The following is a 24083-nucleotide window of genomic DNA, read 5'->3' as shown; positions in this document are numbered from 1 at the left end:
TGACCCGGGGGAGTCGAATCGCGCAGGAGGGCCAGGCTTCTCCTGTATCGTCCATCTTCGTATTAGCCCATAACCATTTATATGTTCGTATGAGACATCAGGTCACGGCAGCGATCCGGCCGCCGGACGCACCAGGGATGCCGCTCGGGGCGGCGGCGCCGGTGCCCACGCTCATCTCCACCGCACCCCGGGGAATCCACATCATGCACACCAGCATCACCAAGGCCGTCATCCCTGCCGCGGGCCTGGGCACTCGGTTCCTGCCCGCCACGAAAGCGACCCCGAAGGAGATGCTGCCGGTCGTCGACAAGCCGGCGATCCAGTACGTGGTCGAGGAGGCCGCTTCCGCCGGTCTCGGTGACGTCCTCCTGATCACCGGCCGCAACAAGCGCGCCCTGGAGGACCACTTCGACCGCAACTACGAGCTGGAGTCGGCGCTACAGAAGAAGGGCGACGCCGACCGGCTCGCGCGGGTGCAGGAGTCCAGCTCCCTGGCGACCACGCACTACGTCCGCCAGGGCGACCCCAAGGGCCTCGGCCACGCCGTGCTGTGCGCCGCCCCGCACGTGGGCGACCAGCCCTTCGCCGTGCTGCTCGGCGACGACCTGATAGACCCGCGCGACCCGCTGCTCGCCCGCATGATCGAGGTCCAGCAGCGGCACGGCGGCAGCGTCGTCGCGCTCATGGAGGTCGAGCCCTCCCAGATCCACCTCTACGGCTGCGCCGCCGTGGAGAACACCGAGGACGGTGACGTCGTCAAGGTCACCGACCTGGTGGAGAAGCCGGCCCCGGCCGACGCCCCGTCCAACTACGCGATCATCGGCCGATACGTCCTGGACCCCGCCGTCTTCGACGTGCTGCGGCAGACCGAGCCGGGCCGGGGCGGCGAGATCCAGCTCACCGACGCCCTCCAGGCGCTCGCCGCGGACGAGAAGATCGGCGGCCCGGTGCACGGCGTCGTCTTCAAGGGCCGCCGCTACGACACCGGCGACCGCGGCGACTACCTGCGCGCCATCGTCCGCCTCGCCTGCGAGCGCGAGGACCTCGGACCGGAGTTCCGCTCCTGGCTGCGCACCTTCGTCAACGAGGACGAGGCGGCGGCGGGCTGACACCGCGGCACGCGACGCGAAGGGCCGCCGCCCGGGAGGGAATCCCGGGCGGCGGCCCTTCGCCGTGCGGTGTGCGGTCCTACGCGCCCAGCAGCTTGCGTACCCGCTCCGCCCCCACCGCGAGCAGCAGCGTGGGCAGACGCGGCCCCGTGTCGCGGCTGACGAGGAGGCGGTAGAGCAGCACGAAGAAGGACCGCTGGGCGGCCTTCAGCTCGGGCGTCGGCTTGGCATCCGGCTCCAGCCCCGCCAGCACCTTCGGCACGCCGTAGACGAGCGTGGTGAGCCCGTCCAGCGACCAGTGCGTGTCCAGCCCCTCCAGGAGGAGGCGCAGCGAGTCGCGGCCCTGGTCGTCGAGCGAGCCCAGCAGCTCCTTGTCGGGCTCGTCGCGGACGATGGTGCGGGCCTCGGCCGGGACCTGGGTGGTGATCCAGTTCTCCGCGCGGTCCAGGCGCGGGCGCGCCTCGTCCAGCGAGGTCAGCGGGTTCTCCGGGTCCAGCTCGGTCAGGATGCGCAGCGTCTGGTCCTCGGCACCGGCCGTGATGTCCGCGACCGAGGCGAGCGTCCGGTACGGCAGCGGGCGCGGGGTGCTCGGAAGGTCCCCGGCCGCCGTGCGGACGGCCCGCGAGTACGCGGCGGCGTCGGCGGGGAGCACCGTGCCGTCCTCGACCTTGCGGACCAGCGAGTCCCACTCGTCGTACAGCCGCTGGATCTCCTGGTCGAATGCGATCTTGAACGACTGGTTGGGCTTGCGGCGCGCGTAGAGCCAGCGCAGCAGCGGCGCTTCCATGATCTTCAGCGCGTCGGCCGGGGTGGGGACCCCGCCCTTGCTGGAGGACATCTTGGCCATGCCGGAGATGCCGACGAAGGCGTACATCGGCCCGATGGGCTGCACGCCGTCGAAGACCTCGCGGACGATCTGGCCGCCGACGACGAAGGAGGAGCCGGGCGAGGAGTGGTCGACGCCGCTGGGCTCGAAGATCACGCCCTCGTACGCCCAGCGCATCGGCCAGTCGACCTTCCAGACCAGCTTGCCGCGGTTGAACTCGCTGAGCCGGACAGTCTCGGCGAAGCCGCACGCCGAGCAGGTGTAGTTCAGCTCGGTGGTGTCGTCGTCGTAGGAGGTGACGACGGTGAGGTCCTTCTCGCAGTTGCCGCAGTAGGGCTTGTACGGGAAGTAGCCCGCGCTGTTGCCGCTGCCGTCGTCCTCGGCGGCGGCGCCGGAGCCCTCGGCGGCCTCCAGCTCGGCCTCGTCGACCTTCTTCTGCTGCGGCTTCCTGCCGCCCTTGGCCTGGGCCGCCGGGTCCTTCTTGGTCCGGTAGCGGTCGAGGACGGCGTCGATGTCGGCGCGGTGCTTCATCGCGTGCAGGATCTGCTCGCGGTAGGCACCCGTCGTGTACTGCTCCGTCTGGCTGATCCCGTCGTACTCGACGCCCAGCTCGTCCAGGGCCGCCGTCATGGCGGCCTTGAAGTGCTCGGCCCAGTTCGGGTACGCCGAGCCGGCCGGGGCGGGCACCGAGGTCAGCGGCTTGCCGATGTGCTCGGCCCAGGACTCGTCCACGCCCGGGACCCCGTTCGGGACCTTGCGGTAGCGGTCGTAGTCGTCCCAGGAGATCAGGTGGCGCACGGTGTACCCGCGGCGGCGGATCTCGTCCGCGACCAGGTGCGGGGTCATGACCTCGCGGAGGTTGCCGAGGTGGATCGGGCCGGACGGGGAGAGGCCGGAGGCGACGACGACCGGTTTGCCAGGCGCACGACGCTCCGATTCGGCGATGACATCGTCCGCGAAGCGGGAGACCCAGTCGGTCTCGGTGCTGGTCTGACTCTCGGCCACGGTCGGCACGTCCTTCTCTCGTCTGTCGGTTCCCGGTGGGATACCGACCATTCTCCCAGCTACCCCCCGTAGCGCGAAAACGGCTTTACGCCCCGTGGGATACTGGACCGAATCCCCTGTACCCCTACGGAAACGGCAGCCCGTCCCATGCCTGAGCACGGCTCGGTCCCTTCCCTCGCTTCCACGCTCCAGCAGCAGCTGGCGGACGCCCTGACGGCAGCTCTGCCGGACGCCGGCACCGCGGACCCGCTGCTGCGCCGAAGCGACCGGGCCGACTTCCAGGCCAACGGCATCCTCGCGCTCGCCAAGAAGCTCAAGGGCAACCCCCGCGAGCTGGCCGGCCAGGTCACCGCCGCCCTCCCGGCGGGTGAGCTGATCAAGGACATCGAGGTCTCCGGCCCCGGCTTCCTCAACATCACCCTCGCGGACAGGGCGATCGTCGAGACGCTGGCCGCCCGCGCCGCCGACCCCGAGGGCCGCCTCGGCGTTCCGGTCGACCCGGCCGCCGGCACCACCGTCATCGACTACGCCCAGCCCAACGTGGCCAAGGAGATGCACGTCGGCCACCTGCGGTCGGCGGTCATCGGTGACGCCATGGTCCGGATCCTGGAGTTCACCGGCGAGGAGGTCGTCAGGCGGCACCACATCGGCGACTGGGGCACCCAGTTCGGCATGCTCATCCAGTATCTGATCGAGCACCCGGGCGCCCTGGAGCACGAGGGCGGCGCGAGCGACGGCGAGGCCGCCATGTCGACGCTGAACCGGGTCTACAAGGCGTCGCGCGCGCTGTTCGACTCGGACGAGGAGTTCAAGGCGCGCTCCCGGGACCGGGTGGTGGCCCTCCAGGCCGGCGACCCGCAGACGCTGGAGCTGTGGCAGGGCTTCGTCGACGAGTCGAAGATCTACTTCCACTCGGTCTTCGACAAGCTCGACATGGAGGTCCGCGACCCCGACATCGTCGGTGAGTCCGGCTACAACGACATGCTGGAGGAGACCTGCCGGATCCTGGAGGAGACGGGCGTCGCCGTCCGCTCCGAGGGTGCGCTCTGCGTGTTCTTCGACGATGTGAAGGGCCCGGACGGCAACCAGGTCCCGCTCATCGTGAAGAAGACCAACGGTGGTTACGGCTACGCGGCCACCGACCTCTCCGCCATCCGCAACCGGGTCCAGGACCTCAAGGCCGACACCCTGCTGTACGTGGTCGACGCCCGGCAGTCGCTGCACTTCAAGATGGTCTTCGAGACGGCCCGCCGGGCCGGCTGGCTGAACGAGGACGTCAAGGCCGTACAGCTCGCCTTCGGCACCGTCCTCGGCAAGGACGGCAAGCCGTTCAAGACCCGTGAGGGCGAGAGCGTGCGGCTGGAGGACCTCCTCGACGAGGCGGTCTCCCGGGCCACGGCGGTCGTGCGGGAGAAGGCCGGGAAGGTGGGCCTGAGCGAGGACGAGATCGTCGAGAACGGCCGGTACGTCGGCATCGGCGCCGTGAAGTACGCCGACCTGTCGACCTCCGCCGTGCGGGACTACAAGTTCGACCTGGACCAGATGGTGTCGCTCAACGGCGACACGTCGGTCTACCTCCAGTACGCGTACGCCCGGATCCAGTCGATCCTGCGCAAGGCGGGCGAAGCGGTCCCGGCCGCCCACCCGGAGCTGACGCTGGCCCCGGCGGAGCGCGCGCTCGGCCTGCACCTGGACCAGTTCGGCGAGGTGCTGTCCGAGGTCGCGTCCGGCTACGAGCCGCACAAGCTGGCCGCGTACCTGTACCAGCTGGCGTCCCACCTGACCACGTTCTACGACCAGTGCCAGGTGCTCAGCGAGGACAACGCGCCCGAGGTCGTCGAGAACCGGCTCTTCCTGGTGGACCTCACCGCCCGGACCCTGCACCGGGGCATGGAGCTGCTCGGCATCCGGACCCCCGGCCGCCTCTGACACCAGCGGCCGTACGTACGTCGGCCCCGGCACCTGTTCCGCAGGGCCGGGGCCGATCGCGTACGGGAAGGCCTCAGGGTGCGGTGAGTTCCACGACGACGTCGTAGACCGCCGGGTTCGGGGTGACAGGCTGTTTCGTCTCCTCGCGCGCGGCCCGGGTCCGGGAGGCGAAGTCGGGGTCGGCGGTCGCCGCCTCCCACGCCGCCTGGCTCTCCCAGTGGGAGACGTTGACGAGCTGGAAGCGGGAGTCCGAGGAACGGGCCCGGTGCATCCGGGAGTCGATGAAGCCGGGCTTGTCCCGCATGAGGCGGGCCCGCTGTTCCCACTTCTCGACGAACGCGTCGAGTTCGTCGGCGGCTATCTCGAAGACGTTGATGAAGGTGACGGACGAGTCGGTGGGATCGGTGGGGCCGACGGTGTCGGTGGTCACGCCGTTCTGCGTGGTTAAGCCGTTCGTGGTCATACGGCAACCCTAGGGTGTTGCCGACCGGCTACTGGGGACGGCCCAGCGCCCACCCCGACACATCGGAGAGGCGCCCGCGCCACAGTGTCAGGGAGACGGGGGTCCGGGACCCGGTGACGAGGGTGACGTCGCGCAGATGGATCCAGCGAGGCAGCCGGGCCGCCCCGGGCCCGTCCTCCTCCGCACGCAGCTCCCGTACGCCCTGGTCGACGGTCTCGGGGAACTCGGCGAGCAGGTCTGCCCCCTCGCCTTCCACCTGACGCAGGCTTCTGGCCCACTCGGCCTTCCACTGCTCGTGCCCGATGACGTCTCCGTGCAGGATGCCACCGGGGTGCGTGAGGGTGAGAGGCAGGCTGGAGCGGGGGTCCTCGTCGAGCAGCTGGATGAGCAACTGGAGCTGGAGGTCGGGCAGAGGCTCGGTGATCACCGTGGCGGACGGTGCGGACGGGGTCTCGGCGGTGGCGCTCATGGGCCCTTCCCCTCACATGGCGGGCGGCGGTCGTCCTCCCCCGTCTGCCCGCCGAACGCGCGGCCACGCCTCGGCAGGGCCCGGGGCCTCGGCGGATCAGAGGAAGCGGCGGATCGGTACGACGGCCGCTTCCCGGGCCCGCTGGAGGATATCGCGGCGCTTCCACCGGCCTCGCTCGATACGGACGCTCTTCGCCGAGGGAGCGAGGCGACCCGGTCCACGGTCACCGTCCTCGTGTGCATCATCGTGGGCTGGTACTGGTAGATCTCCACCCCGCGCCGGGCGGCGGCGCAGAGCAGACCGGTGCCGTAGTCGTCGGGGGCGAAGTAGGCGGTGGTGAGGGCGGATGCGCTCCTCGGCGGGCTCCAGGACGACCCGCAGCAGGGTCTGCATGTCCTGCCAGCCGAAGGAGGACGAGCCGCGCACCACCCGGACGACCGCGTCACCGTGCTGGTCGCCGGGGACGAACCGGTCGCGCTCGTCGGCACCGGACCGCGCGCACCCGAACCGCCCCCGGCTCAGCCGCCCTCGTACGGCTCCCACTTCACCTCGTCGTTGCCGTACGTGTACGCCGGCCGCCCCCGCATCCCGCTCGTCCGGAACGGCTTCCCGTGGTCGTCGATCCGCAGCATCCCCTCACGCCCGCCGCTGCTCCACTTCAGCTCCAGGTACCAGCTCACGTCGTACCCCACGGCCTTCATGTCCAGGTTGAAGACCTCCACGTCCTCGGAGGTCACCTTGAACGGGAAGGGCCTGGCCGGGATCGTGCGGTCGCCCTGCGTCCCGGGTACGGGGGTGATGATCGGGTGCCGCGTGTCGAGGTCGGAGGCGAAGGTCTGCGGCGCGATGCCGCTGCCGCAGCCGTTGCCCATGAGGTACGCCGACCAGGGCAGCGGCGCCTTGCGGGAGAGCACCCGCACGTACAGGCCCTTCAGGACGACCGCCTCGCGCGAGGTGCCCTGCACGGTCAGCTGGAGCAGCATGTTCCCGGCGTCGACCCCGCCGTACGACTCGGCCCAGGCCCGCCGGTCCTGCGGCGGGGGCGGCGGGGACACGCCCTCGGGCCCCCGGTCCAGCAGATAGAACTGGCCGCAGGGCTCGTCCCAGTTGTACGAGGAGATGGTGACGGCGGGTGGCGCGCCGAACCCCGTACCGCCGCCCTCGGCCCCTTCCCCACCGGAACCGGAAGCGGAACCGGAACCTGCGGGCCCGGCCGACGGCGTACCGGAGGACGGGGACGGCGACGGCGGGGAAGCTCTCGGGGACGGGGCGCCCGGGGGCGGCGAGGCGGAGGCCGGGGCGCGGGACGGGGGCGCGAGGGGCCCGTCGCCCTCAGGTCCGCCCCGGTCGGGAGCGGCGGCCACGTCCCCGGACCGCGACCCCGCGAGATCGGCGGCGACCACGGCGGTCGGCACGAGGAGGGCGGCGACCCCGGCGGCGGCGATCAGGACCCGCGTACGCCGGGAGAGCCGGGACCAGCGGGCCGGGCGGCCACTCCGGTCACCGGCGGGCGACGGCGGACCGGTGACGAGGGCGGTCGGCGCGGACCCGGGTCCGGTCTCCGGTACGGAGGCGGGCGCGGTCTCCGGTACGGGCGTGGTCGCGGGCGCGAGCTCCGGTACGAGCGCGGGCTCGGACGCGGTCTCGGGTACGCGCGCGGGCTCGGGCCCACTCCCCTCTACGGGCGCGCTCCCCGGTACGGGCGCAGGCTCGGCCGCAGGCGCCGGAGCGACCGGTTCCGTGGCCCTCCCGCCCACCGCCGCCCCCGGAGGCCTCCGCCGGGCCGCGTCCGCCACGATCCACCGCCGGTGCACCTCCACCAGCTCGTCGCCGCTCGCCCCGCAGAGCCGGGCGAACCGCTCGACGGGGGCGTACTCGTTGGGCACCGCGTCCCCGTTGCAGTAGCGGTGCAGGGTCGACGTGCTGACGTGCAGTCTTCCGGCGAGCACCCCGTAGCTACGCCCCGAACGGCCCTTCAATTCCTTCAGCAGGGCCGCGAAGTGCTCGGCCTCCGGCGTCGCCACGACGGCGTTCCCCTCCCTGGTCCGTCCCGGAACGGCGTTCCAGGGACGCGGAATTCCCGCAGGTCACCGTATGCGTAGACGTTCCGGCACCCCCAATGGTTCGCCGGGCGTTGCGTCCGGAACCGGCCACGCCACAAGCTCGGACCGACCGATCCACAGCACCGTCCGCACCACCGAACACGGGGAGTACCACCGCCATGCGCACCCACCGCTTCCGCACCACCATGCTCGCCGCCACCGCACTCGTGGCCGCCCTCTCGCTGACCGCCTGCGCCGGGAACGAGGGCACGAAGAGCGCGGGCCCGGCCCCCGCCGCCTCGACCCCGGCGGCGACGGGCACGGACGCCGCCCCGGGGCCCGCCGCGTCGGAGACGGCGGAATCCTCCGCGTCGCCCGCCGCCCCGGCGTCCTCCGGCGAGAACACCGCGCCCCACAGCGCCGCCACCCAGGCGCCGCAGGCGAGCAAGGCGACCCCGGCCGCCTCCGCGGCCCGTACCGCCTGCACGACGGCGAACACCCGGGTGACGGTGGCCCAGGTCTCCCGCCCGATCAACCACCTGCTGCTCACCCTGAAGAACACCGGTTCCGGCCTCTGCGACGCCTACTACGCACCGCATCTCGGCTTCGACGGAGCCCAGTCCGTCTTCCCGATCCTGGAGGACAGCAAGCCGCAGGCCGTCGTCACGCTCGCGCCGGGCGAGGAAACGTACGCGGGCATCAGTCTCAGCGGCGAGCCCGGCCAGGGCACGCTGAACAAGAGCAAGACCCTGTCGGTGTACTTCGCCGAGCGGAACGGCTCGACCAACGACAAGCCCGCCGCACTGAAACTCCCGTCCGAGACGCACTGGGACGAGAACGGATTCGTCACCTACTGGCAGTCGGACCGGGCGACGGCCCTCACGTTCTGATCCCACCGGAGACGCGGTCCCGCGCTCCCTGGAACACCGCTGGCCAGCACCTGACGTGCCGTAACCCTGCGCGACCCGTACAGATTTGTTGTACGGGTCGCGCAGGCGTGAAGTGGGTGCCGGAGTGGGAGGGGGAACCGTATGCACCCCAGAAAGCGACCGCGTAAGAACGCGTCGGCGATGAAGCTCGTGGGCAAGCTCCTGGCCCGGTTCCGTACCGAGGCGGGCATGACCCAGGCCGAACTGGCCCAGGCCGCGGGCGTACAGGAGGACACGATCGCCTCCATCGAGCAGGGCAGACGCTCGCTCGTGCCGGATCTGGCGGAGACGGTCGACGATCTGCTGGACACCAAGGGGGCGTTGTCGACGGCGGTCGACAACATGCCGGAGTTCGACCTGATCCCGCTGTGGGCCGAGCACTACCTCAACATGGAGCACGAGGCGCTGGCGCTCTCCTGGTACGACAACCAGGTCATCCCGGGCCTGCTCCAGACGAAGGCGTACGCGGACGCGGTGTTCCGCAACAGGATCCCGGTGTACAGCCCGGAGGAGGTCGAGACGCACACGGCGACGCGGCTGCAACGCCAGCAGATCCTGGACCGGAAGAAGCCGCCGACGATCAGCATGGTGATCTGGGAGCCGGTGCTGATGATGAAGCTGACGTCGGACGAGGACCACCAGGAACAGTTGCGTCACCTCTACGAGATGGCCCAACTCCCGGGTGCATGCCTTCAGGTGCTCCCGCTCGACAGCACGGCCCACGCGGGCCTCAACGGCCCCTTCACCCTCCTGGAGACCCCGGACCACCAGCACATCGCCTACACCGAGACCCAGCGCGGCAGCCACCTGATCTCCGACCGGAACGAGATCAGCATCCTCGCCCAGAAATATGCGATGCTGCGAGCCCAGGCGCTCACCCCTTTCAAGACCCTGCGCCTGCTGGCCCGTTCACTGGGAGAGACATGAGCACCGCACTGAACTGGTTCAAGTCGAGCTACAGCGGCGACGAAGGCGGCCAGTGCCTCGAAGTCGCCTACGACTGGCGGAAGTCGAGCTACAGCGCCAGCGAAGGTGGGGCGTGCCTCGAAGTCGCCTACAACTGGCAGAAGTCGAGCCACAGCAGCGACGAAGGCGGGCAGTGCGTCGAGATCGCCGCGCACCCCGCCGCCGTCCATGTCCGGGACTCGAAGGACATCGAGGGCCCGACCCTCGCCGTCGCGCCCTCGGCCTGGTCGGCGTTCGCCACCTACGCGGCCACCGCCTGACGACGACCGTCACCCCTTCTCAGACCCTGCGCCTGCTGGCCCGTTCACTGGGAGAGACATGAGCACCGCACTGAACTGGTTCAAGTCGAGCTACAGCGGCAGCGAGGGCGGCCAGTGCCTCGAAGTCGCCTACGACTGGCGGAAGTCGAGCTACAGCGCCGACGAAGGCGGGGCCTGCGTCGAGATCGCCGCGCACCCCGCCGCCGTCCATGTCCGGGACTCGAAGGACATCGAGGGCCCGACCCTCGCCGTCGCGCCCTCGGCCTGGTCGGCGTTCGCCGCCTACGCGGCCACCGCCTGACCCCTGCCCCTGCACCTGCCCATCACCGTAGGCCTCATCCCCGGACCGTCTCGTAACGGAGCATCGCAACCCCGTTCCCGAAGGTCCGGGTCTCCACCAGCCGGAGCCTCTGCCGCTCCTCGCCGTCCCGGAAGAAGCGGCGGCCCCGGCCGAGGATGACGGGGTGGACGTAGACCCGGTACTCGTCGATCAGATCGGCCCGCCGGAACGACTCCAGCAGATCCGCCCCGCCGACCGCCAGGTCCCCCTGGGCGGCGTCCCGCAGACCGCGCACCTGCTCGGGGTCGACCTCGTGGAACAGGGTCGCGTTCGGCCCCACGCTCTCCAGCGTCCGGGAGAAGACGAACTTCGGCATGTCCCGCCAGATGCCCGCGAATTCGGCCATCGGACCTTCGTTGGCCGGGTCCTGATCGGCGGTCGGCCAGAACTCCTCCATCAGCTCGTAGGTGACGCGCCCCTCGACGAAGCCGCCCATGGTCCGGAAGTAGTCGTTGAAGTGCTGGTGCAGCTCCTCGTCGACGGTGTGCCAGTCGATGTCGTGGTCGGGCCCCTCGAAGAACCCGTCGAGGGAGAGCGAGACGGACGTGATGATCCTGGCGGCGCGGGGCCCGGAACCGTCCGTGGAGTGGCTCATGAGGGGGTTCCTTCCTGCCGCCGGACCATCTCGGCGATCCAGACGGGTGCGTACGGGGACGTGCAGTTCGGCGGGGTCGGATAGTCCTTGAGCACCTCCAGCCGCTCCCCGATGGCGACGGCACGGGCGCGGTGCCCGGGGTGGTGGATGCCGATCTGGGCCAGGCAGTGGTTCATCGCCCACTGGAGGCGGTCGGGGGCGTCCTTCATCTCCGCCTCGACGGTGTCCAGCAGCCCGTCGAGATCCAGTCCCTCGGGCTTCTTCGCCACCCGCTCGGCGGTCAGCGCCCATCCGGCGCTCGCGACCACGGGGTCGGGGTCCTCGGTCCAGGCAAGGCGCAGCTCCTCGGCGTACGGGCTCTTCTTCACGACGTAGTTGACGAGCCAGTCGTGCACCTTGGGGGCGCGGGCCTCGCGGAGCATGGTGTCCAGCTCGTCCCGGCCGTAGGCCTTCGGCCGGGAGACCAGGACGGCCAGGAGGCGGGCGGCGGTGTCGCCGGTGGCCCAGAGTTCGCGGGCGAGGTCGGGCTGCGTCTTCAGCCGCCTGGCGAGGGTGCGCAGCTTGCCGAGGTGGACGCCGTGGTCGTCGCCGTGCCGCTCGTTGACCGCGCGCATCCTCGGATCGTCGAGTCCGGCCAGCTCGGCCATGACCTCCGCCACCGTTGTCCCGGCCATCGGGTCTCCCGTCGCTCACACGTGGGTCCAGCCTAGGCTCGATGGCGGCCTCCGCACCTCGGCGGCGCAAGGCGTAGTCCCCGGGCTCCGGGGCCGGGACAGGGCGCGGTCTCCGTGCGCTCCGGCACAAGGCGTTGACGCTCCTCCTGGCTGTCAGTGGTGCCGCCTAAGGTCTGGTTCATGGCGACGCTTCCGAACCCCCTGCCCGATCTGGCCTCCTCCGGCCTGGCCCTCCCGCCCGGCTCCCTGGTGGACGGGACGCTGGACGGCCCCTGGCACGAACCGCTGCTCTGGTACGCGGACGGGCCCGCCGCACCCCGCGACTGGACGGCCCTGCGCACGGCCGGGCGGCGGCTGGGGCTGCTGCCGGTGCTGGTCACCGGCGGCGCGCGCGACCAGTGGCCCGACGCGTGGGACCTGCACCCGGGCGGCACGTCGTATCCCGGCGACCACGACGCCGACGAGGTGCTGGCGGGCTACTGGACGGACTACGCGCACGAGGAGGTGGACCTCGACTCCGACGGGTCCGGCTCCGAAACCGGCACGGGCTCCGACGGCTCCGGCCCCGAGGCCGGCTCGGGCTCCGGCGCCGGGGTGTCCACCGCCGACTCCGGTGACGAGGACGGCCGCGGCTCCTGGCCCGGTCTCGCCCCAGCCCCGGCGGCGGAGTCCGGCGAGGACCCGGACGAGGCCGCCGCGGGCCTGGCGGGCGTGATCACGGCCGACCCGGACAGCTGGTTCGGCGGGGCCCGGATGGCCCTCGTCCCGGCCCGCCGCAGCGCGGACATACCGGCGGCGATCGGCTGGTCGGGCCCGATGAACCACGAGAACGACGTGGCCCGGCTCTGCGCGGTGCTCCGCTCCTGGGAGGACCGGTACGACGCCCGGGTCGTGGTGCTCGGCTTCGACACCATGATCGTCTCCGTGGGGCGCCCGCCGAGCACCCCGGAGGAGGCCCGCGCGCTCGCCGCCGAGCACTACGCCTTCTGCCCGGACAACATCGACCAGTCCCCGCCGTACGACCTGGAGGTCTACGCGCAGAAGCGGCTGCTCGACCAGGAGGTGTGGTCGTTCTGGTGGGACTGACCACGGGCCGTGGAGCCACGGGGCGCCCTGACCCGGCCCGGGCCAGGGGGTAGCGGCGGCGGCCTGCTGAGCCCCGGCTGAGTCCCCGTACTCATGCGGGGCCCCGCACCGCGCGGTTCACTCGTACGCATGCCCGACACCACACGCGACCCCCGTGCCTGGATCGCCCCGCTGGTCTGCACTCTCGTCACGCTGCCGATGGGGCTCGTCGCCCTCTTCATCGGCGGGCTCACCCCGATGGCGTGCGACGCGTGCAGCGGGGCCGAGGCCGACCGCTTCGACGCGAGCTTCGCCCCGGCGTGGACCGTGCTCTGCGTGGGCCTGCTGCTGACCCTGATGGTGCTGGCCGCGAGCTGGGCCATGCCCTGGGGGGTCCGCAACACGGCCCGGCGCGTGGGCCTGTCCCTGGCCGCACCTGCCACCACGATGGTCACTTTCGTAGCATTCATGGCACTGGTCGACTGGCCCTGACAGAAAGTGTCCACCCCCATGAACGACACGAACCTCCCGACCACGACGGAAGCCACCTCCGCGACGGAAGCCACCTCCGCGACGGAAGCCACCTCCGCGACGGAAGCGGCCGAAGCCGCAGAACGTCTCATAGCCGAGTACCGCGCGCTGCCCCCGGGCAGCGACCGCAAGCGCGAGATCATCACCGAACTGGACGCCAACGCCCAGGCGCTGCCGTTCCTCGTCTCGGTCGTCGCCGACGCGGGCGAGTACGACCTCGCCCGCGTCGAGAGCGCCACCGTCCTGCGGGTCTGGCCCCCGGCCGACCCCGACCTCCGCCGCCGCGCCGGGCGCGCCCTGCTCACCGCCCTGCGCGAACCGGAGGAGGACCTCGTCCGCCAGTACGCGGCCATGTCGCTGGCGCCCTACACCTCCGACCCGCTGGTCGCGATGGCCCTGGACTCCACCGCCCGCGCGGACCAGGACCCCCTGGTACGGGACAGCGCCCGCTTCTCCCTCGAAGAGGCCCACCGGCTCCAGGTGACCGGAGCCGGTGGGCCCTGAGAACGCTCAGTCCCGGCCACGTCCGAGCCACCGGGCGACCTCGGTCGCCCAGTAGGTGAGGATCATCTGCGCCCCGGCCCGCCGGATCCCGGTCAGGCTCTCCAGGATCGCCTTGTCCCGGTCGATCCAGCCCTTCTCGGCGGCGGCCTCGATCATCGCGTACTCGCCGCTGATCTGGTACGCCGCGACCGGCACGTCCACCGACTCCGCCACCTTGGCGAGGATGTCCAGATACGGCCCGGCGGGCTTGACCATGACCATGTCGGCGCCCTCCTCCAGGTCGAGCGCCAACTCCCGCAGGGACTCCCGGGCGTTGGCCGGGTCCTGCTGGTAGGTCTTGCGGTCGCCGGTCAGCGAGGAGCCGACGGCCTCGCGGAAGGGGCCGTAGAAGGCGGAGGAGTACTTCGCGGTGTAGGCGAGGATCGACACGTCCTCGTACCCGGTCTGGTCCAGCGCGTCCCGGATGACGCCGACCTGACCGTCCATCATCCCGCTGGGGCCGACCACATGGGCCCCGGCGTCCGCCTGGACCTGGGCCATCTCCGCGTACCGCTCCAGGGTCGCGTCGTTGTCCACCCGGCCGTCCGCCGTCAGGACCCCGCAGTGGCCGTGGTCGGTGTACTCGTCCAGGCACAGGTCCGACATGACGACCAGGTCGTCCCCGACCTCCTCGCGCACCGCCCGCAGGGCGACTTGGAGGATGCCGTCCGGGTCGGTGCCCGCCGTCCCCCGGGCGTCCTTCTTCGCGTCCTCCGGCACCCCGAAGAGCATGATCCCCGAGACCCCGGCCGCCACCGCCTCGACGGCGGCCTTCCGCAGGGTGTCCAGGGTGTGCTGGTGCACCCCGGGCATGGCCGAGATGGCGACCGGGGCGTCGATGCCCTCCCGTACGAACGCGGGGAGGATCAGGTTCGCCGGGTCGAGACGGGTCTCGGCGACCATCCGCCGCATCGCCGGGGTCGTCCGCAGCCGCCGGGGGCGGGAGCCGGGGAAGTTTCCGTACGCAGTCATCCTTCGACGATAGACCCGCCCACATCACCCGCTTACCGACACCGGTGCCGGAAAAGACGGCCACCGGGAGCACGACGGAACGGGCCCGGCCGCCGAAGCGACCGGGCCCGCCCACCGCCGTACCTCTTCTACGTCGTCGTCCGGCGCCTGCGCGCACCCGGGCGGCGCTCGCTCGGCCGGGTCACGGGGTCACCGGCCTCCTTCGCCGCGTCCCGCCGCTGCGCGCCGAAGGCGGCGAGCGCCTCGGCCAGCTTGTGCACGGACGGCTCGGGGGACAGCACGTCCACACGCAGGCCGTGCTCCTCGGCGGTCTTCGCGGTGGCCGGGCCGATACACGCGATGACGGTCACGTTGTGCGGCTTGCCCGCGATGCCGACCAGGTTCCGGACGGTCGAGGACGAGGTGAACAGGACCGCGTCGAAGCCGCCGCCCTTGATCGCCTCGCGGGTGTCGGCCGGCGGCGGCGAGGCACGGACCGTGCGGTACGCGGTGACATCGTCGACCTCCCAGCCCAGCTCGATCAGCCCGGCCACCAGGGTCTCGGTGGCGATGTCGGCGCGCGGCAGGAACACCCGGTCGATCGGGTCGAAGACCGGGTCGTAGGGCGGCCAGTCCTCCAGCAGCCCGGCGGCGGACTGCTCACCGGAGGGCACCAGGTCCGGCTTGACGCCGAAGTCGACCAGGGCCGCGGCGGTCTGCTCACCGACGGCGGCGACCTTGATCCCGGCGAAGGCCCGGGCGTCGAGCCCGTACTCCTCGAACTTCTCCCGGACCGCCTTGACGGCGTTGACGCTGGTGAAGGCGATCCACTCGTAGCGGCCGGTGACCAGGCCCTTGACCGCGCGCTCCATCTGCTGGGGCGTACGCGGCGGCTCGACGGCGATCGTCGGGACCTCGTGCGGGACCGCGCCGTACGAACGCAGCTGGTCGGAGAGCGAGGCGGCCTGCTCCTTGGTGCGCGGGACGAGCACCTTCCAGCCGAACAGCGGCTTCGACTCGAACCAGGCGAGCTGGTCGCGCTGGGCGGCGGCGCTGCGGTCACCGACCACGGCTATGGCCGGCCGGTGCCCCTCCGGCGAGGGGAGCACCTTGGCCTGCTTGAAGACCTGGGCGATCGTCCCGAGGGTCGCCGTCCAGGTGCGCTGGCGGGTGGTGGTGCCCGCGATCGTCACCGTGAGCGGGGTGTCGGGCTTGCGCCCGGCCGAGACCAGCTCACCGGCGGCGGCCGCGACCGCGTCCAGCGTGGTGGAGACGACGGCGGTGGCGTCGCTCGCGCCGACCTCGCTCCAGCACCGGTCGGTGGCCGTACGCGCGTCGACGAAGCGGACGTCGGCGCCCTGCGCGTCCCGCAGCGGCACTCCGGCGTACGCGGGCACGCCGACGGCGTTCGCCACGCCCGGGACCACCTCGAAGGGCACCCCCGCGGCGGCGCAGGCGAGCATCTCCGCGCCCGCGTCCCCGTCCAGGCCCGGGTCGCCCGCCACCGCACGGACCACCCGCCTGCCGCCCTTCGCTGCCTCCATGACAAGATTGGCCGCATCCCTGAGAACGGGTACTCCGGCGGTTGTTGACGCCACGTCAACGACCGTCAGCTCAGGCGTGCTCACGCCTGCCCGCGCATGTCCGCGAACGACGTCGAGCACATCGGGCTCGGCGACAAGGACGTCCGCGCTCGCAAGCGCCTCGACGGCGCGCAGCGTCAGCAGTCCCGGGTCGCCGGGACCGGCGCCGAGGAAGGTGACCTGACCTCGGGGGGACAGGGGCGGAAAGTCGGATGCGGCGGGGCCGGTGGGGCTCAAAGTGCTCGCTCCCCCATAAGACCGGCCGCACCCTTGGCGAGCATCTCGGCCGCGAGTTCGCGACCGAGGGCCGCCGCGTCGTCGTACGACGTGGGGACGGGACCGGTGGTGGACAGCTGTACCAGCGAGGAACCGTCGGTGGAACCGACGACTCCGCGCAGGCGCAGTTCGTTGACAACCTGTCCGTCGACCAGGAGGTCGGCCAGCGCACCCACAGGTGCGGAGCAGCCGGCCTCCAGGGCGGCGAGCAGGGCACGCTCGGCGGTCACGGCGGCCCGGGTGTACGGGTCGTCGAGCTCCGCGAGCGCGGCGGCGAGGTCGGCGCTGGACGCGGCGCACTCGATCGCCAGTGCTCCCTGGCCGGGAGCGGGCAGGACGGTGTCGACCGGCAGGAAGTCGGTGACTTCACCGGTCCGGCCGAGACGGCTGAGCCCGGCGGCGGCGAGGACCACCGCGTCGAGCTCCCCCTCACGCACGAACCCGATCCGCGTGTCGACGTTGCCCCGGATGGGGACGGTCTCGATCCGCAGGCCGTGGGAGCGCGCGTACGCGTTGAGCTGCGCCATGCGGCGCGGCGAGCCGGTGCCGATGCGGGCGCCGTCGGGCAGCTGCTCGAAGGTCAGCCCGTCACGGGCCACCAGGGCGTCGCGGGGGTCCTCGCGCTGCGGCACGGCCGCCAGCACCAGCTCGTCGGGCTGGCTGGTGGGGAGGTCCTTGAGCGAGTGGACGGCGAAGTCCACCTCGCCGCGGGCCAGCGCCTCGCGCAGGGCCGCGACGAACACACCGGTGCCGCCGATCTGCGCCAGGTGCTCGCGCGAGACGTCCCCGTACGTGGTGATCTCGACGAGCTCGACGGCGCGCCCGGTCACCTCGCGGACCGCCTCGGCCACCAGGCCGGACTGGGCCATGGCCAGCTTGGAGCGCCGGGTGCCCAGCCGGAGCGGCGCGGCGCTCCGCGCGTCCGGCGTTGAGTTGTCGGTCATGACCGCCCTCTATTCGGGTCGTTCAGGTCGGCCCGGGAGACGGCGGCCACCGTCTGCGGGTCGAGGTCGAAGAGTTCGCGCAGCGCGTCCGCGTACCCGGCACCGCCGGGCTCGCTGGCCAGCTGCTTGACCCGCACGGTGGGCGCGTGCAGGAGTTTGTCGACGACGCGGCGCACGGTCTGGGTGATCTCGGCGCGCTGCTTCTCGTCCAGGTCGGGGAGGCGGCCGTCCAGCCGGGCGAGTTCGCCGGCGACCACGTCGGCGGCCATGGTGCGCAGGGCGACCACGGTCGGGGCGACATGGGCGGCGCGCTGGGCGGCGCCGAAGGCGGCCACCTCGTCGGCGACGATCGTGCGGACCTGGTCCACGTCGGCGGCCATCGGGGCGTCGGCGGAGGCGTCCGCGAGCGACTCGATGTCGACGAGGCGGACACCGTCGATGCGGTGGGCGGCGCCGTCGATGTCGCGCGGCATGGCGAGGTCGAGCAGGGCGAGCTTCACCGGCCCGGTGGACTGCGCGGGCAGCGTGACGCGGCGCGGGGCGGCCGGGGCCGCCGGGGCCTGCGGGGCGGAGGTGGCGGAACCGTTCTCCACCCACGCCGCGTGCTGGTCGACGTCGGCCGGGGCCGGGATCGGGGCGAGGGTGACGGCGGGCGCCTGGGCCGGGGCGTCCAGGGTGGTGCCGAGGGCGTCCGCGAGGGCGTCGGCGGTGAGGACGAGCCCGGTGGAGCCGGTGCAGGAGACCACGATGTCGGCACGTGTCAGTTCGTCACCGACCGCTGACATCTCGACGGCCCGGGCGCGCACGGTGGTGTCGTCGCCCTGCCGGAGGATCTCCACCAGCCGGTCGGCGCGGGCCCGGGTCCGGTTGGCGACGGCGATCTCCGCGACGCCGGTGCGGGCCAGGGTGGCGGCGGCCAGCGAGGACATCGACCCGGCGCCGATCACCAGGGCGCGCTTGCCCCGGGCCCAGAGGCCCGGGTCGGCCCCGGCGGCGAGCTGCTGGAGGCCGAAGGTGACGAGCGACTGCCCGGCCCGGTCGATGCCGGTCTCGCTGTGGGCGCGCTTGCCGACCCGCAGGGCCTGCTGGAAGAGGTCGTTGAGCAGCCGCCCGGCGGTGTGCAGCTCCTGGCCGCGGGCGAGCGCGTCCTTGATCTGGCCGAGGATCTGGCCCTCGCCGACGACCATCGAGTCCAGCCCGCAGGCCACCGAGAAGAGGTGGTGGACGGCCCGGTCCTCGTAGTGCACATAGAGATACGGAGTCAGCTCGTCCAGCCCGACGCCGCTGTGCTGGGCGAGCAGGGTGGACAGCTCCGCGACGCCCGCGTGGAACTTGTCCACGTCGGCGTACAGCTCGATGCGGTTGCAGGTGGCCAGCACGGCGGCCTCGGTCGCGGGTTCCGCGGCGAGGGTGTCCTGGAGCAGCTTGGCCTGGGTGTCGGCAGCGAGGGAGGCCCTCTCCAGCACGGAGACGGGGGCGCTGCGGTGGCTCAGCCCGACGACGAGGAGGCTCATGCGGGCATCACGGCGGGCATGTCCCCGTCGGGTCCCTTCCGGCTCGCGGGCGTGGCACGCATGGGCGGGGCCTCGGGGTCCTCGCCCTCGACGGGCGTGTCCTCGCCGGCCTTGCGCTGCTCGTGGAAGGCCAGGATCTGCAGCTCGATGGAGAGGTCGACCTTGCGTACGTCGACGCCCTCGGGCACCGAGAGAACGGTCGGCGCGAAGTTCAGGATGGAGGTCACCCCGGCGGCCACGAGCCGGTCGCAGACCTGCTGGGCGGCGCCGGGCGGGGTGGTGATCACGCCGATGGACACACCGTTGTCGCTGATGATCCGGTCCAGGTCGTCCGTGTGCTGGACGGGGATCCCGGCCACCGGCGTACCGGCCATGGCGGGGTCCGCGTCGATCAGCGCCGCGACCCGGAAGCCGCGGGAGGCGAAACCGCCGTAGTTGGCGAGGGCCGCGCCGAGGTTGCCGATGCCGACGATGGCGACCGGCCAGTCCTGGGTGAGGCCCAGCTCGCGGGAGATCTGGTAGACGAGGTACTCGACGTCGTAGCCGACGCCGCGGGTGCCGTAGGAGCCCAGGTAGCTGAAGTCCTTGCGGAGCTTCGCGGAGTTGACCCCGGCCGCGGTGGCCAGTTCCTCGGAGGAGACCGTGGGTACGGATCGCTCGGAGAGCGCGGTGAGAGCGCGCAGGTACAGCGGAAGCCGGGCGACGGTGGCCTCGGGAATTCCTCGGCTACGGGTCGCCGGTCGGTGTGTTCGGCCAGTTGCCACGGTGCTCCTGCGGGATGAGCGGGGCTGCAGGCGGCCGTATGTCCCAAGACCGCCCCGTCGAATGCAGGCTATGTCTTTGTGAACGCGTGCACAAAGATGGTGTCCGTTTTGTCCGGTCAAAGTGACCGGGGTCACGCACTTTCCCCGCGCGATCCCGGAACCAGGGACCGCATCATCCCGTTGCAGCCTCGAAGGGGGCAAAGCGGTACACACTCCTCACGTCTACTCCCCCGAGGCCACTCAAAACGCCCATGATGTTAACCGAGTTTCACTCAAGCCCCCAGCGCCTTGCGCAGCCTCGCGGGGTCCACCCGCCAGAACGTGTGCTGTTCGCCATCGATCAGCACCACCGGAATCTGCTCCCAGTACTCCTTGTGCAGCTCCTCGTCCTCGGTGATGTCCTTCTCCACCCACGAAGCGCCGATCTCCGCACAGACCGCGCTCACCACCGCGCGGGCGTCCTCGCACAGATGGCAGCCGGGTTTCCCCACCAGGGTGACCACCCGGTCGGCGGGCTTCTTCTTCGTACGGCGCAGCAGCGGACTCATGCCTTCATTCTGCGCCCGCCGTGCCGGGTTTCCGAGCCCGCGACGCCCGGTGGCCGGACATCGCCCGCCCCGCACCGGACCGTCCGGAATCGCCCGATTAACGGTTCCGCCCCGCAGAGTTCACGCCGTCGCATCCCGGCAGGTCGGGCGAGTACGGGCGGACTGGCTATGCTCACCGCATGGCCGCTCTTGGATGGCTCACCCCCCGTAGGCGTTCCGCGACCGCACGGAGCGTCCTGGCAGGCGAGGCCTCGGCCGAGGCCGCACGCAAGACCTCGGCCGAGGACGAGTCCGCCCTTCTGGCCAAGACCCCCGAAGAGGCCCCCGAGGAAGCGCGCGAGGAGCCCGCGTTCCCCGTCGCCGGGGACGACCGCGCCGCCGCCTTCTTCGACCTCGACAACACCGTCATGCAGGGCGCGTCGCTCTTCCACTTCGGCCGCGGCCTCTACAAGCGGAAGTTCTTCGAGCGCCGCGAGCTGACCCGGTTCGCCTGGCAGCAGGCCTGGTTCCGGCTGGCCGGCGTCGAGGACCCCGAGCACATGCAGGACGCCCGCGACAGCGCCCTCTCCATCGTCAAGGGCCACCGCGTCTCCGAGCTGATGTCCATCGGCGAGGAGATCTACGACGAGTACATGGCCGACCGCATCTGGCCCGGCACCCGCGCCCTGGCCCAGGCCCACCTGGACGCCGGCCAGCCCGTCTGGCTGGTCACCGCCGCCCCCGTCGAGACGGCCACCATCATCGCCCGCCGCCTCGGCCTGACCGGCGCGCTCGGCACCGTCGCGGAATCGGTCGACGGCGTCTACACCGGCCGCCTGGTGGGCGAGCCCCTGCACGGTCCCGCCAAGGCCGAGGCCGTACGCGCCCTGGCGGCGGCCGAGGGCCTCGACCTGGAGCGGTGCGCCGCCTACAGCGACTCGCACAACGACATCCCGATGCTCTCGCTGGTCGGCCACCCCTACGCGATCAACCCGGACACCAAGCTCCGCAGGCACGCCCGCGCCCGCGACTGGCGGCTGCGCGACTACCGCACCGGCCGCAAGGCGGCCAAGGTCGGCATCCCCGCCGCGGCCGGGGTCGGCGCCCTGGCGGGCGGCACGGCCGCCGCCATCGCCCTGCACCGCCGCCGCCGCTGACCACCGCCGCAAAGGGCGGCAGAGCGCCAGATCACGAAGCAATCCGATCAATAACTGATCACGATGTGCTACTCGATGCGTCACTTGGCGATACAAGAAACGACGTAATCGGTGATTTAGACAACTGGGTGTAGTGCCGCCTGCACGAAGCGTTATTCTCCTCAGACGCATCACGGAGACCGCTGCTCGCTACGACGAGTGACGTTTTTCGAACTGCTCGTGATGGAAGCTCTGCCTCTGGGAGTCCCGTGTACCCACACGTCGGGGTTGACGCCTCGGGCCTGGCTACGCTGCGTGCATCGGTCATCGACCGCTTGCGCGGCTTCGTCCCCACCGCGTACGCCGTCCCCGCCTTTGCCACCCCTGCACCTGTCGGCCCCTGCTACGCCATGGCCGAGCGCAGTGCGGCGGTCGGAAGACGCAGCACCCGCGCCGCCTCGACCACGTCGACCGTCCGCCGCCCCACGGCCGACAGCGACAGCGCGCGCATGATGGACCTCGTCGAGCGCGCACAGGCCGGCGAGGCGGACGCCTTCGGCCGCCTCTACGACCAGTACAGCGACACCGTGTACCGGTACATCTACTACCGCGTGGGCAGCAAGGCGACCGCGGAGGACCTCACCAGCGAGACCTTCCTGCGGGCGCTGCGCCGGATCTCCACGTTCACCTGGCAGGGCCGCGACTTCGGCGCCTGGCTGGTCACGATCGCCCGCAACCTGGTCGCGGACCACTTCAAATCCAGTCGCTTCCGACTGGAAGTGACCACCGGCGAAATGCTCGACGCCAACGAGGTGGCGCGCTCCCCGGAGGACTCCGTCCTGGAGTCCCTCTCCAACGCCGCGCTGCTGGACGCCGTGCGCCGACTCAACCCGCAGCAGCAGGAGTGCGTCACGCTCCGCTTCCTGCAGGGCCTCTCGGTCGCCGAGACGGCCCGGGTGATGGGAAAGAACGAGGGCGCGATCAAGACCCTGCAGTACCGCGCCGTACGGACGCTCGCCCGGCTGCTGCCGGACGACGCCCGCTGACCGGAACCGGCGCATCCAGCGCCGGTGAGTGACCGTCCCCTCACGCACTGGTCCGATCATCTTTCGTGCGTAACCCAAGTGCCGCGCCACTCGTTGTGCCGGTTGCAGGCCCCCTGCCGTCACTCCATGTCCGTAGCCACTCACTCCATCGAGTGGAAACGCTCAAGGTGTGCAACTTCCGGACCGCCAGGGGAGTCGACCGTCATGACGAGAGGAGGTGCCGCCAGTGATCGCAAACGTTTCGGCACACCGGCGGGCGAACGCCTTCGCCCAGGCCCTGGAGGAGCAGACGCCCCAGGGTGCGGCGGCCGTACAGCCCGAGGAGCCGGCCGACCAGGCCGACCGCGGACCGCTGTTGGCCCTGGCGAACGGCCTCGGTGAGCTACCGAAGCCGCAGTTGGACCCCGAAGTCAAAGAGGTGCAGCGAGCACAGCTCGTCGCCGCCATGGAGGCCATGTTCGCCGAGGGCGGCGCATCGACGGGCCCTACGGTGCCCGTGCAACGGGGCAAGGGGGCCCACCGGGCCTCCCCACTGCGCAGACTGCGTCCCCGCTCCCGCTGGGCGAAGGGGCTCACCGCCGGCGGCCTCACCGTGGGTGTGGCGGCCGGCGCCTTCGGCGGAGTGGCCGCTGCCAGCTCCGACGCCCTGCCCGGTGACTCGCTGTACGGGCTGAAGCGCGGGATGGAGGACATCAGCCTCGGCATGACCAAGGGCGACGCCGACCGCGGCGAGGCCTACCTCGACCAGGCCTCCACCCGCCTCAACGAGGCCCGCAGGCTCATGGAGCGCGGCCGGGCCGGCGAGCTGGACCACGAATCCCTCGGCGCCGTCAGACGCGCGCTCAACGGCATGTCCCACGACGCCTCCGAAGGCCACCGCCTCCTCCACTCCGCCTACCAGCGCGACGGCTCCATCGGTCCGATCCAGGCCCTGGACACCTTCTCCCGCTCGCACCGCACCACCTGGAGCAGCCTCCGCGACCGGCTCCCGGTCCAGCTCACCGACATCCGCGACCAGGTGAGTTCCGTCTTCCAGGCCATAGAGGACGACGTCGCCCCGCTCCAGTCCCTCCTCCCCCGCCCCCCGGGCAGCGGCGAGGAGAGCACCGAGCGCTCCGACACCACCACGCCGGCCCCCGGATCCCCCCGGACCGGCGCCCCCGCCCCCGCGCCCCCCTCCCAGTCCGACGGAAGCGCCGACTCCAGCACCGCGCCGAAGCCCTCCGGCCCGGCGGACCCCTCCGCCCCCTCCGGCTCGGCCCCGGCCGACGGCCTCGTCGGCGGCGGTACGGACGGTCTGCTCGACAACCTCCCCACGGACGGGCTGACCCAGCCGTCCCCGGAGAGCCGACCCAGCACCACACCCCGCCCCGCCCCGGACGTCACCCTGCCCCCGCTCCTCCCCGGCCTCCTCCCCGGCCTGGGCATCGACGGGGAGAACCTCAAGCCCAAGCCGTAACAGCGGGCAGCGGGAGGGGGGGGGGGGGGGGGGGGGGGGGGGGCGTTCTTTTTCCCCTCGGAGCGCCCCACGAGGGGGGATGGCTAAAAAAAAGAACCCCCACAGCCCAACAAATCTTCCACAGCGTGTTTGATATC

At 71.7% G+C, this 24083-nt stretch carries 24 protein-coding genes and 1 pseudogene; 12 read left to right on the top strand and 13 right to left on the bottom strand.

Annotated features, from left to right (window positions below):
- Positions 1-203: 203 nt before the first annotated feature.
- A complete protein-coding gene (gene galU, locus AC0682_RS02225) occupies positions 204-1109 on the top strand; it encodes a UTP--glucose-1-phosphate uridylyltransferase GalU (protein WP_478530777.1) in 906 nt (301 codons plus the stop codon).
- 79 nt (positions 1110-1188) lie between these two features.
- Here galU and lysS read toward each other — a convergent pair whose 3' ends face one another.
- Positions 1189-2949: a lysine--tRNA ligase gene (gene lysS, locus AC0682_RS02220; RefSeq protein ID WP_478530527.1), complete on the bottom strand. Its 1761-nt coding sequence runs from the start codon at positions 2947-2949 to the stop codon at positions 1189-1191.
- Positions 2950-3087: 138 nt separating this feature from the next.
- Between lysS and argS the strand changes: the two genes are divergently transcribed.
- Entirely contained in the window at positions 3088-4869 is a 1782-nt protein-coding gene (argS, locus tag AC0682_RS02215) for an arginine--tRNA ligase (protein ID WP_478530526.1), read from the top strand.
- 73 nt (positions 4870-4942) lie between these two features.
- Here the strand turns inward: argS and AC0682_RS02210 are convergent, their stop codons facing one another.
- The 4 genes and pseudogenes from AC0682_RS02210 to AC0682_RS02195 all read right to left on the bottom strand — a co-directional run bounded on the left by AC0682_RS02210 (position 4943) and on the right by AC0682_RS02195 (position 7825).
- Positions 4943-5332, bottom strand: a complete 390-nt coding sequence (locus AC0682_RS02210) for an antibiotic biosynthesis monooxygenase family protein (protein ID WP_478530525.1) — start codon at positions 5330-5332, stop codon at positions 4943-4945.
- 28 nt (positions 5333-5360) lie between these two features.
- Positions 5361-5801, bottom strand: a complete 441-nt coding sequence (locus AC0682_RS02205) for a hypothetical protein (protein WP_478530524.1) — start codon at positions 5799-5801, stop codon at positions 5361-5363.
- Positions 5802-5897: 96 nt separating this feature from the next.
- Positions 5898-6368, bottom strand: a pseudogene (locus AC0682_RS02200) (phospholipase D-like domain-containing protein); the annotation flags it as partial.
- Entirely contained in the window at positions 6320-7825 is a 1506-nt protein-coding gene (locus tag AC0682_RS02195) for a helix-turn-helix domain-containing protein (RefSeq protein WP_478530523.1), read from the bottom strand. The gene AC0682_RS02195 and the pseudogene AC0682_RS02200, both read right to left, overlap by 49 nt.
- A gap of 197 nt (positions 7826-8022) precedes the next feature.
- Here AC0682_RS02195 and AC0682_RS02190 point away from each other — a divergent pair, with 197 nt between their 5' ends.
- The 4 genes from AC0682_RS02190 (at position 8023) to AC0682_RS02175 (ending at position 10299) form a co-directional block, all read left to right on the top strand.
- Positions 8023-8733 carry a DUF4232 domain-containing protein gene (locus AC0682_RS02190; protein ID WP_478530522.1) on the top strand — a complete coding sequence of 237 codons (711 nt, stop codon included), beginning with the start codon at positions 8023-8025 and terminating at the stop codon, positions 8731-8733.
- A 180-nt stretch (positions 8734-8913) separates the two neighbouring features.
- On the top strand, positions 8914-9699 hold the full coding sequence (locus AC0682_RS02185; protein ID WP_478530776.1) for a helix-turn-helix domain-containing protein: 786 nt from the start codon (positions 8914-8916) through the stop codon (positions 9697-9699).
- Positions 9696-9998: a DUF397 domain-containing protein gene (locus tag AC0682_RS02180; protein WP_478530521.1), complete on the top strand. Its 303-nt coding sequence runs from the start codon at positions 9696-9698 to the stop codon at positions 9996-9998. The genes AC0682_RS02185 and AC0682_RS02180 overlap by 4 nt, the downstream gene beginning before the upstream one ends.
- Positions 9999-10056: 58 nt before the next feature.
- A complete protein-coding gene (locus AC0682_RS02175) occupies positions 10057-10299 on the top strand; it encodes a DUF397 domain-containing protein (protein ID WP_478530520.1) in 243 nt (80 codons plus the stop codon).
- A gap of 34 nt (positions 10300-10333) precedes the next feature.
- Here the strand turns inward: AC0682_RS02175 and AC0682_RS02170 are convergent, their stop codons facing one another.
- Entirely contained in the window at positions 10334-10933 is a 600-nt protein-coding gene (locus AC0682_RS02170; protein WP_478530519.1) for a dihydrofolate reductase family protein, read from the bottom strand.
- The gene (locus AC0682_RS02165) at positions 10930-11607 is read right to left on the bottom strand and encodes a DNA alkylation repair protein (RefSeq protein WP_478530518.1); all 678 of its coding nucleotides are present in this window, start codon (positions 11605-11607) and stop codon (positions 10930-10932) included. The genes AC0682_RS02170 and AC0682_RS02165 overlap by 4 nt, the downstream gene beginning before the upstream one ends.
- Before the next feature lie 180 nt (positions 11608-11787).
- Between AC0682_RS02165 and AC0682_RS02160 the strand changes: the two genes are divergently transcribed.
- From AC0682_RS02160 to AC0682_RS02150, 3 genes are all read left to right on the top strand, one after another.
- Positions 11788-12693: a DUF4253 domain-containing protein gene (locus AC0682_RS02160; protein ID WP_478530517.1), complete on the top strand. Its 906-nt coding sequence runs from the start codon at positions 11788-11790 to the stop codon at positions 12691-12693.
- A 129-nt stretch (positions 12694-12822) separates the two neighbouring features.
- Positions 12823-13164 carry a hypothetical protein gene (locus AC0682_RS02155; protein WP_478530516.1) on the top strand — a complete coding sequence of 114 codons (342 nt, stop codon included), beginning with the start codon at positions 12823-12825 and terminating at the stop codon, positions 13162-13164.
- Positions 13165-13182: 18 nt separating this feature from the next.
- A complete protein-coding gene (locus AC0682_RS02150; RefSeq protein WP_478530515.1) occupies positions 13183-13707 on the top strand; it encodes a hypothetical protein in 525 nt (174 codons plus the stop codon).
- A gap of 6 nt (positions 13708-13713) precedes the next feature.
- Here AC0682_RS02150 and hemB read toward each other — a convergent pair whose 3' ends face one another.
- The 6 genes from hemB to AC0682_RS02120 form a co-directional block, all read right to left on the bottom strand.
- Positions 13714-14718 carry a porphobilinogen synthase gene (gene hemB / locus AC0682_RS02145; RefSeq protein ID WP_254812315.1) on the bottom strand — a complete coding sequence of 335 codons (1005 nt, stop codon included), beginning with the start codon at positions 14716-14718 and terminating at the stop codon, positions 13714-13716.
- Positions 14719-14846: 128 nt separating this feature from the next.
- The gene (locus AC0682_RS02140; RefSeq protein ID WP_254812314.1) at positions 14847-16517 is read right to left on the bottom strand and encodes a bifunctional uroporphyrinogen-III C-methyltransferase/uroporphyrinogen-III synthase; all 1671 of its coding nucleotides are present in this window, start codon (positions 16515-16517) and stop codon (positions 14847-14849) included.
- Positions 16514-17500, bottom strand: a complete 987-nt coding sequence (gene hemC / locus AC0682_RS02135) for a hydroxymethylbilane synthase (protein ID WP_478530514.1) — start codon at positions 17498-17500, stop codon at positions 16514-16516. The genes AC0682_RS02140 and hemC overlap by 4 nt, the downstream gene beginning before the upstream one ends.
- Positions 17497-19014 (bottom strand): glutamyl-tRNA reductase, encoded by a 1518-nt coding sequence (locus tag AC0682_RS02130; RefSeq protein WP_254812312.1) that lies wholly within the window; start codon positions 19012-19014, stop codon positions 17497-17499. The genes hemC and AC0682_RS02130 overlap by 4 nt, the downstream gene beginning before the upstream one ends.
- Positions 19011-19778, bottom strand: a complete 768-nt coding sequence (locus tag AC0682_RS02125) for a redox-sensing transcriptional repressor Rex (protein WP_254812311.1) — start codon at positions 19776-19778, stop codon at positions 19011-19013. Before AC0682_RS02125 ends, AC0682_RS02130 begins: the two co-directional genes overlap by 4 nt.
- Positions 19779-20050: 272 nt before the next feature.
- Positions 20051-20326 (bottom strand): glutaredoxin family protein, encoded by a 276-nt coding sequence (locus AC0682_RS02120; RefSeq protein ID WP_478530513.1) that lies wholly within the window; start codon positions 20324-20326, stop codon positions 20051-20053.
- Positions 20327-20505: 179 nt separating this feature from the next.
- Between AC0682_RS02120 and AC0682_RS02115 the strand changes: the two genes are divergently transcribed.
- From AC0682_RS02115 to AC0682_RS02105, 3 genes are all read left to right on the top strand, one after another.
- Positions 20506-21462 carry an HAD family hydrolase gene (locus tag AC0682_RS02115; RefSeq protein ID WP_254812309.1) on the top strand — a complete coding sequence of 319 codons (957 nt, stop codon included), beginning with the start codon at positions 20506-20508 and terminating at the stop codon, positions 21460-21462.
- A 248-nt stretch (positions 21463-21710) separates the two neighbouring features.
- Positions 21711-22487 carry an ECF subfamily RNA polymerase sigma factor, BldN family gene (locus AC0682_RS02110; RefSeq protein ID WP_254812308.1) on the top strand — a complete coding sequence of 259 codons (777 nt, stop codon included), beginning with the start codon at positions 21711-21713 and terminating at the stop codon, positions 22485-22487.
- Between the two features lie 226 nt (positions 22488-22713).
- Entirely contained in the window at positions 22714-23946 is a 1233-nt protein-coding gene (locus tag AC0682_RS02105) for a DUF5667 domain-containing protein (protein ID WP_478530512.1), read from the top strand.
- Positions 23947-24083: the final 137 nt, after the last annotated feature.

It is taken from the genome of Streptomyces sp. NPDC043746 (assembly GCF_056436485.1).
Note: the sequence above shows the minus strand (reverse complement) of the source record. Positions and strands in the feature narration are given on the sequence as shown.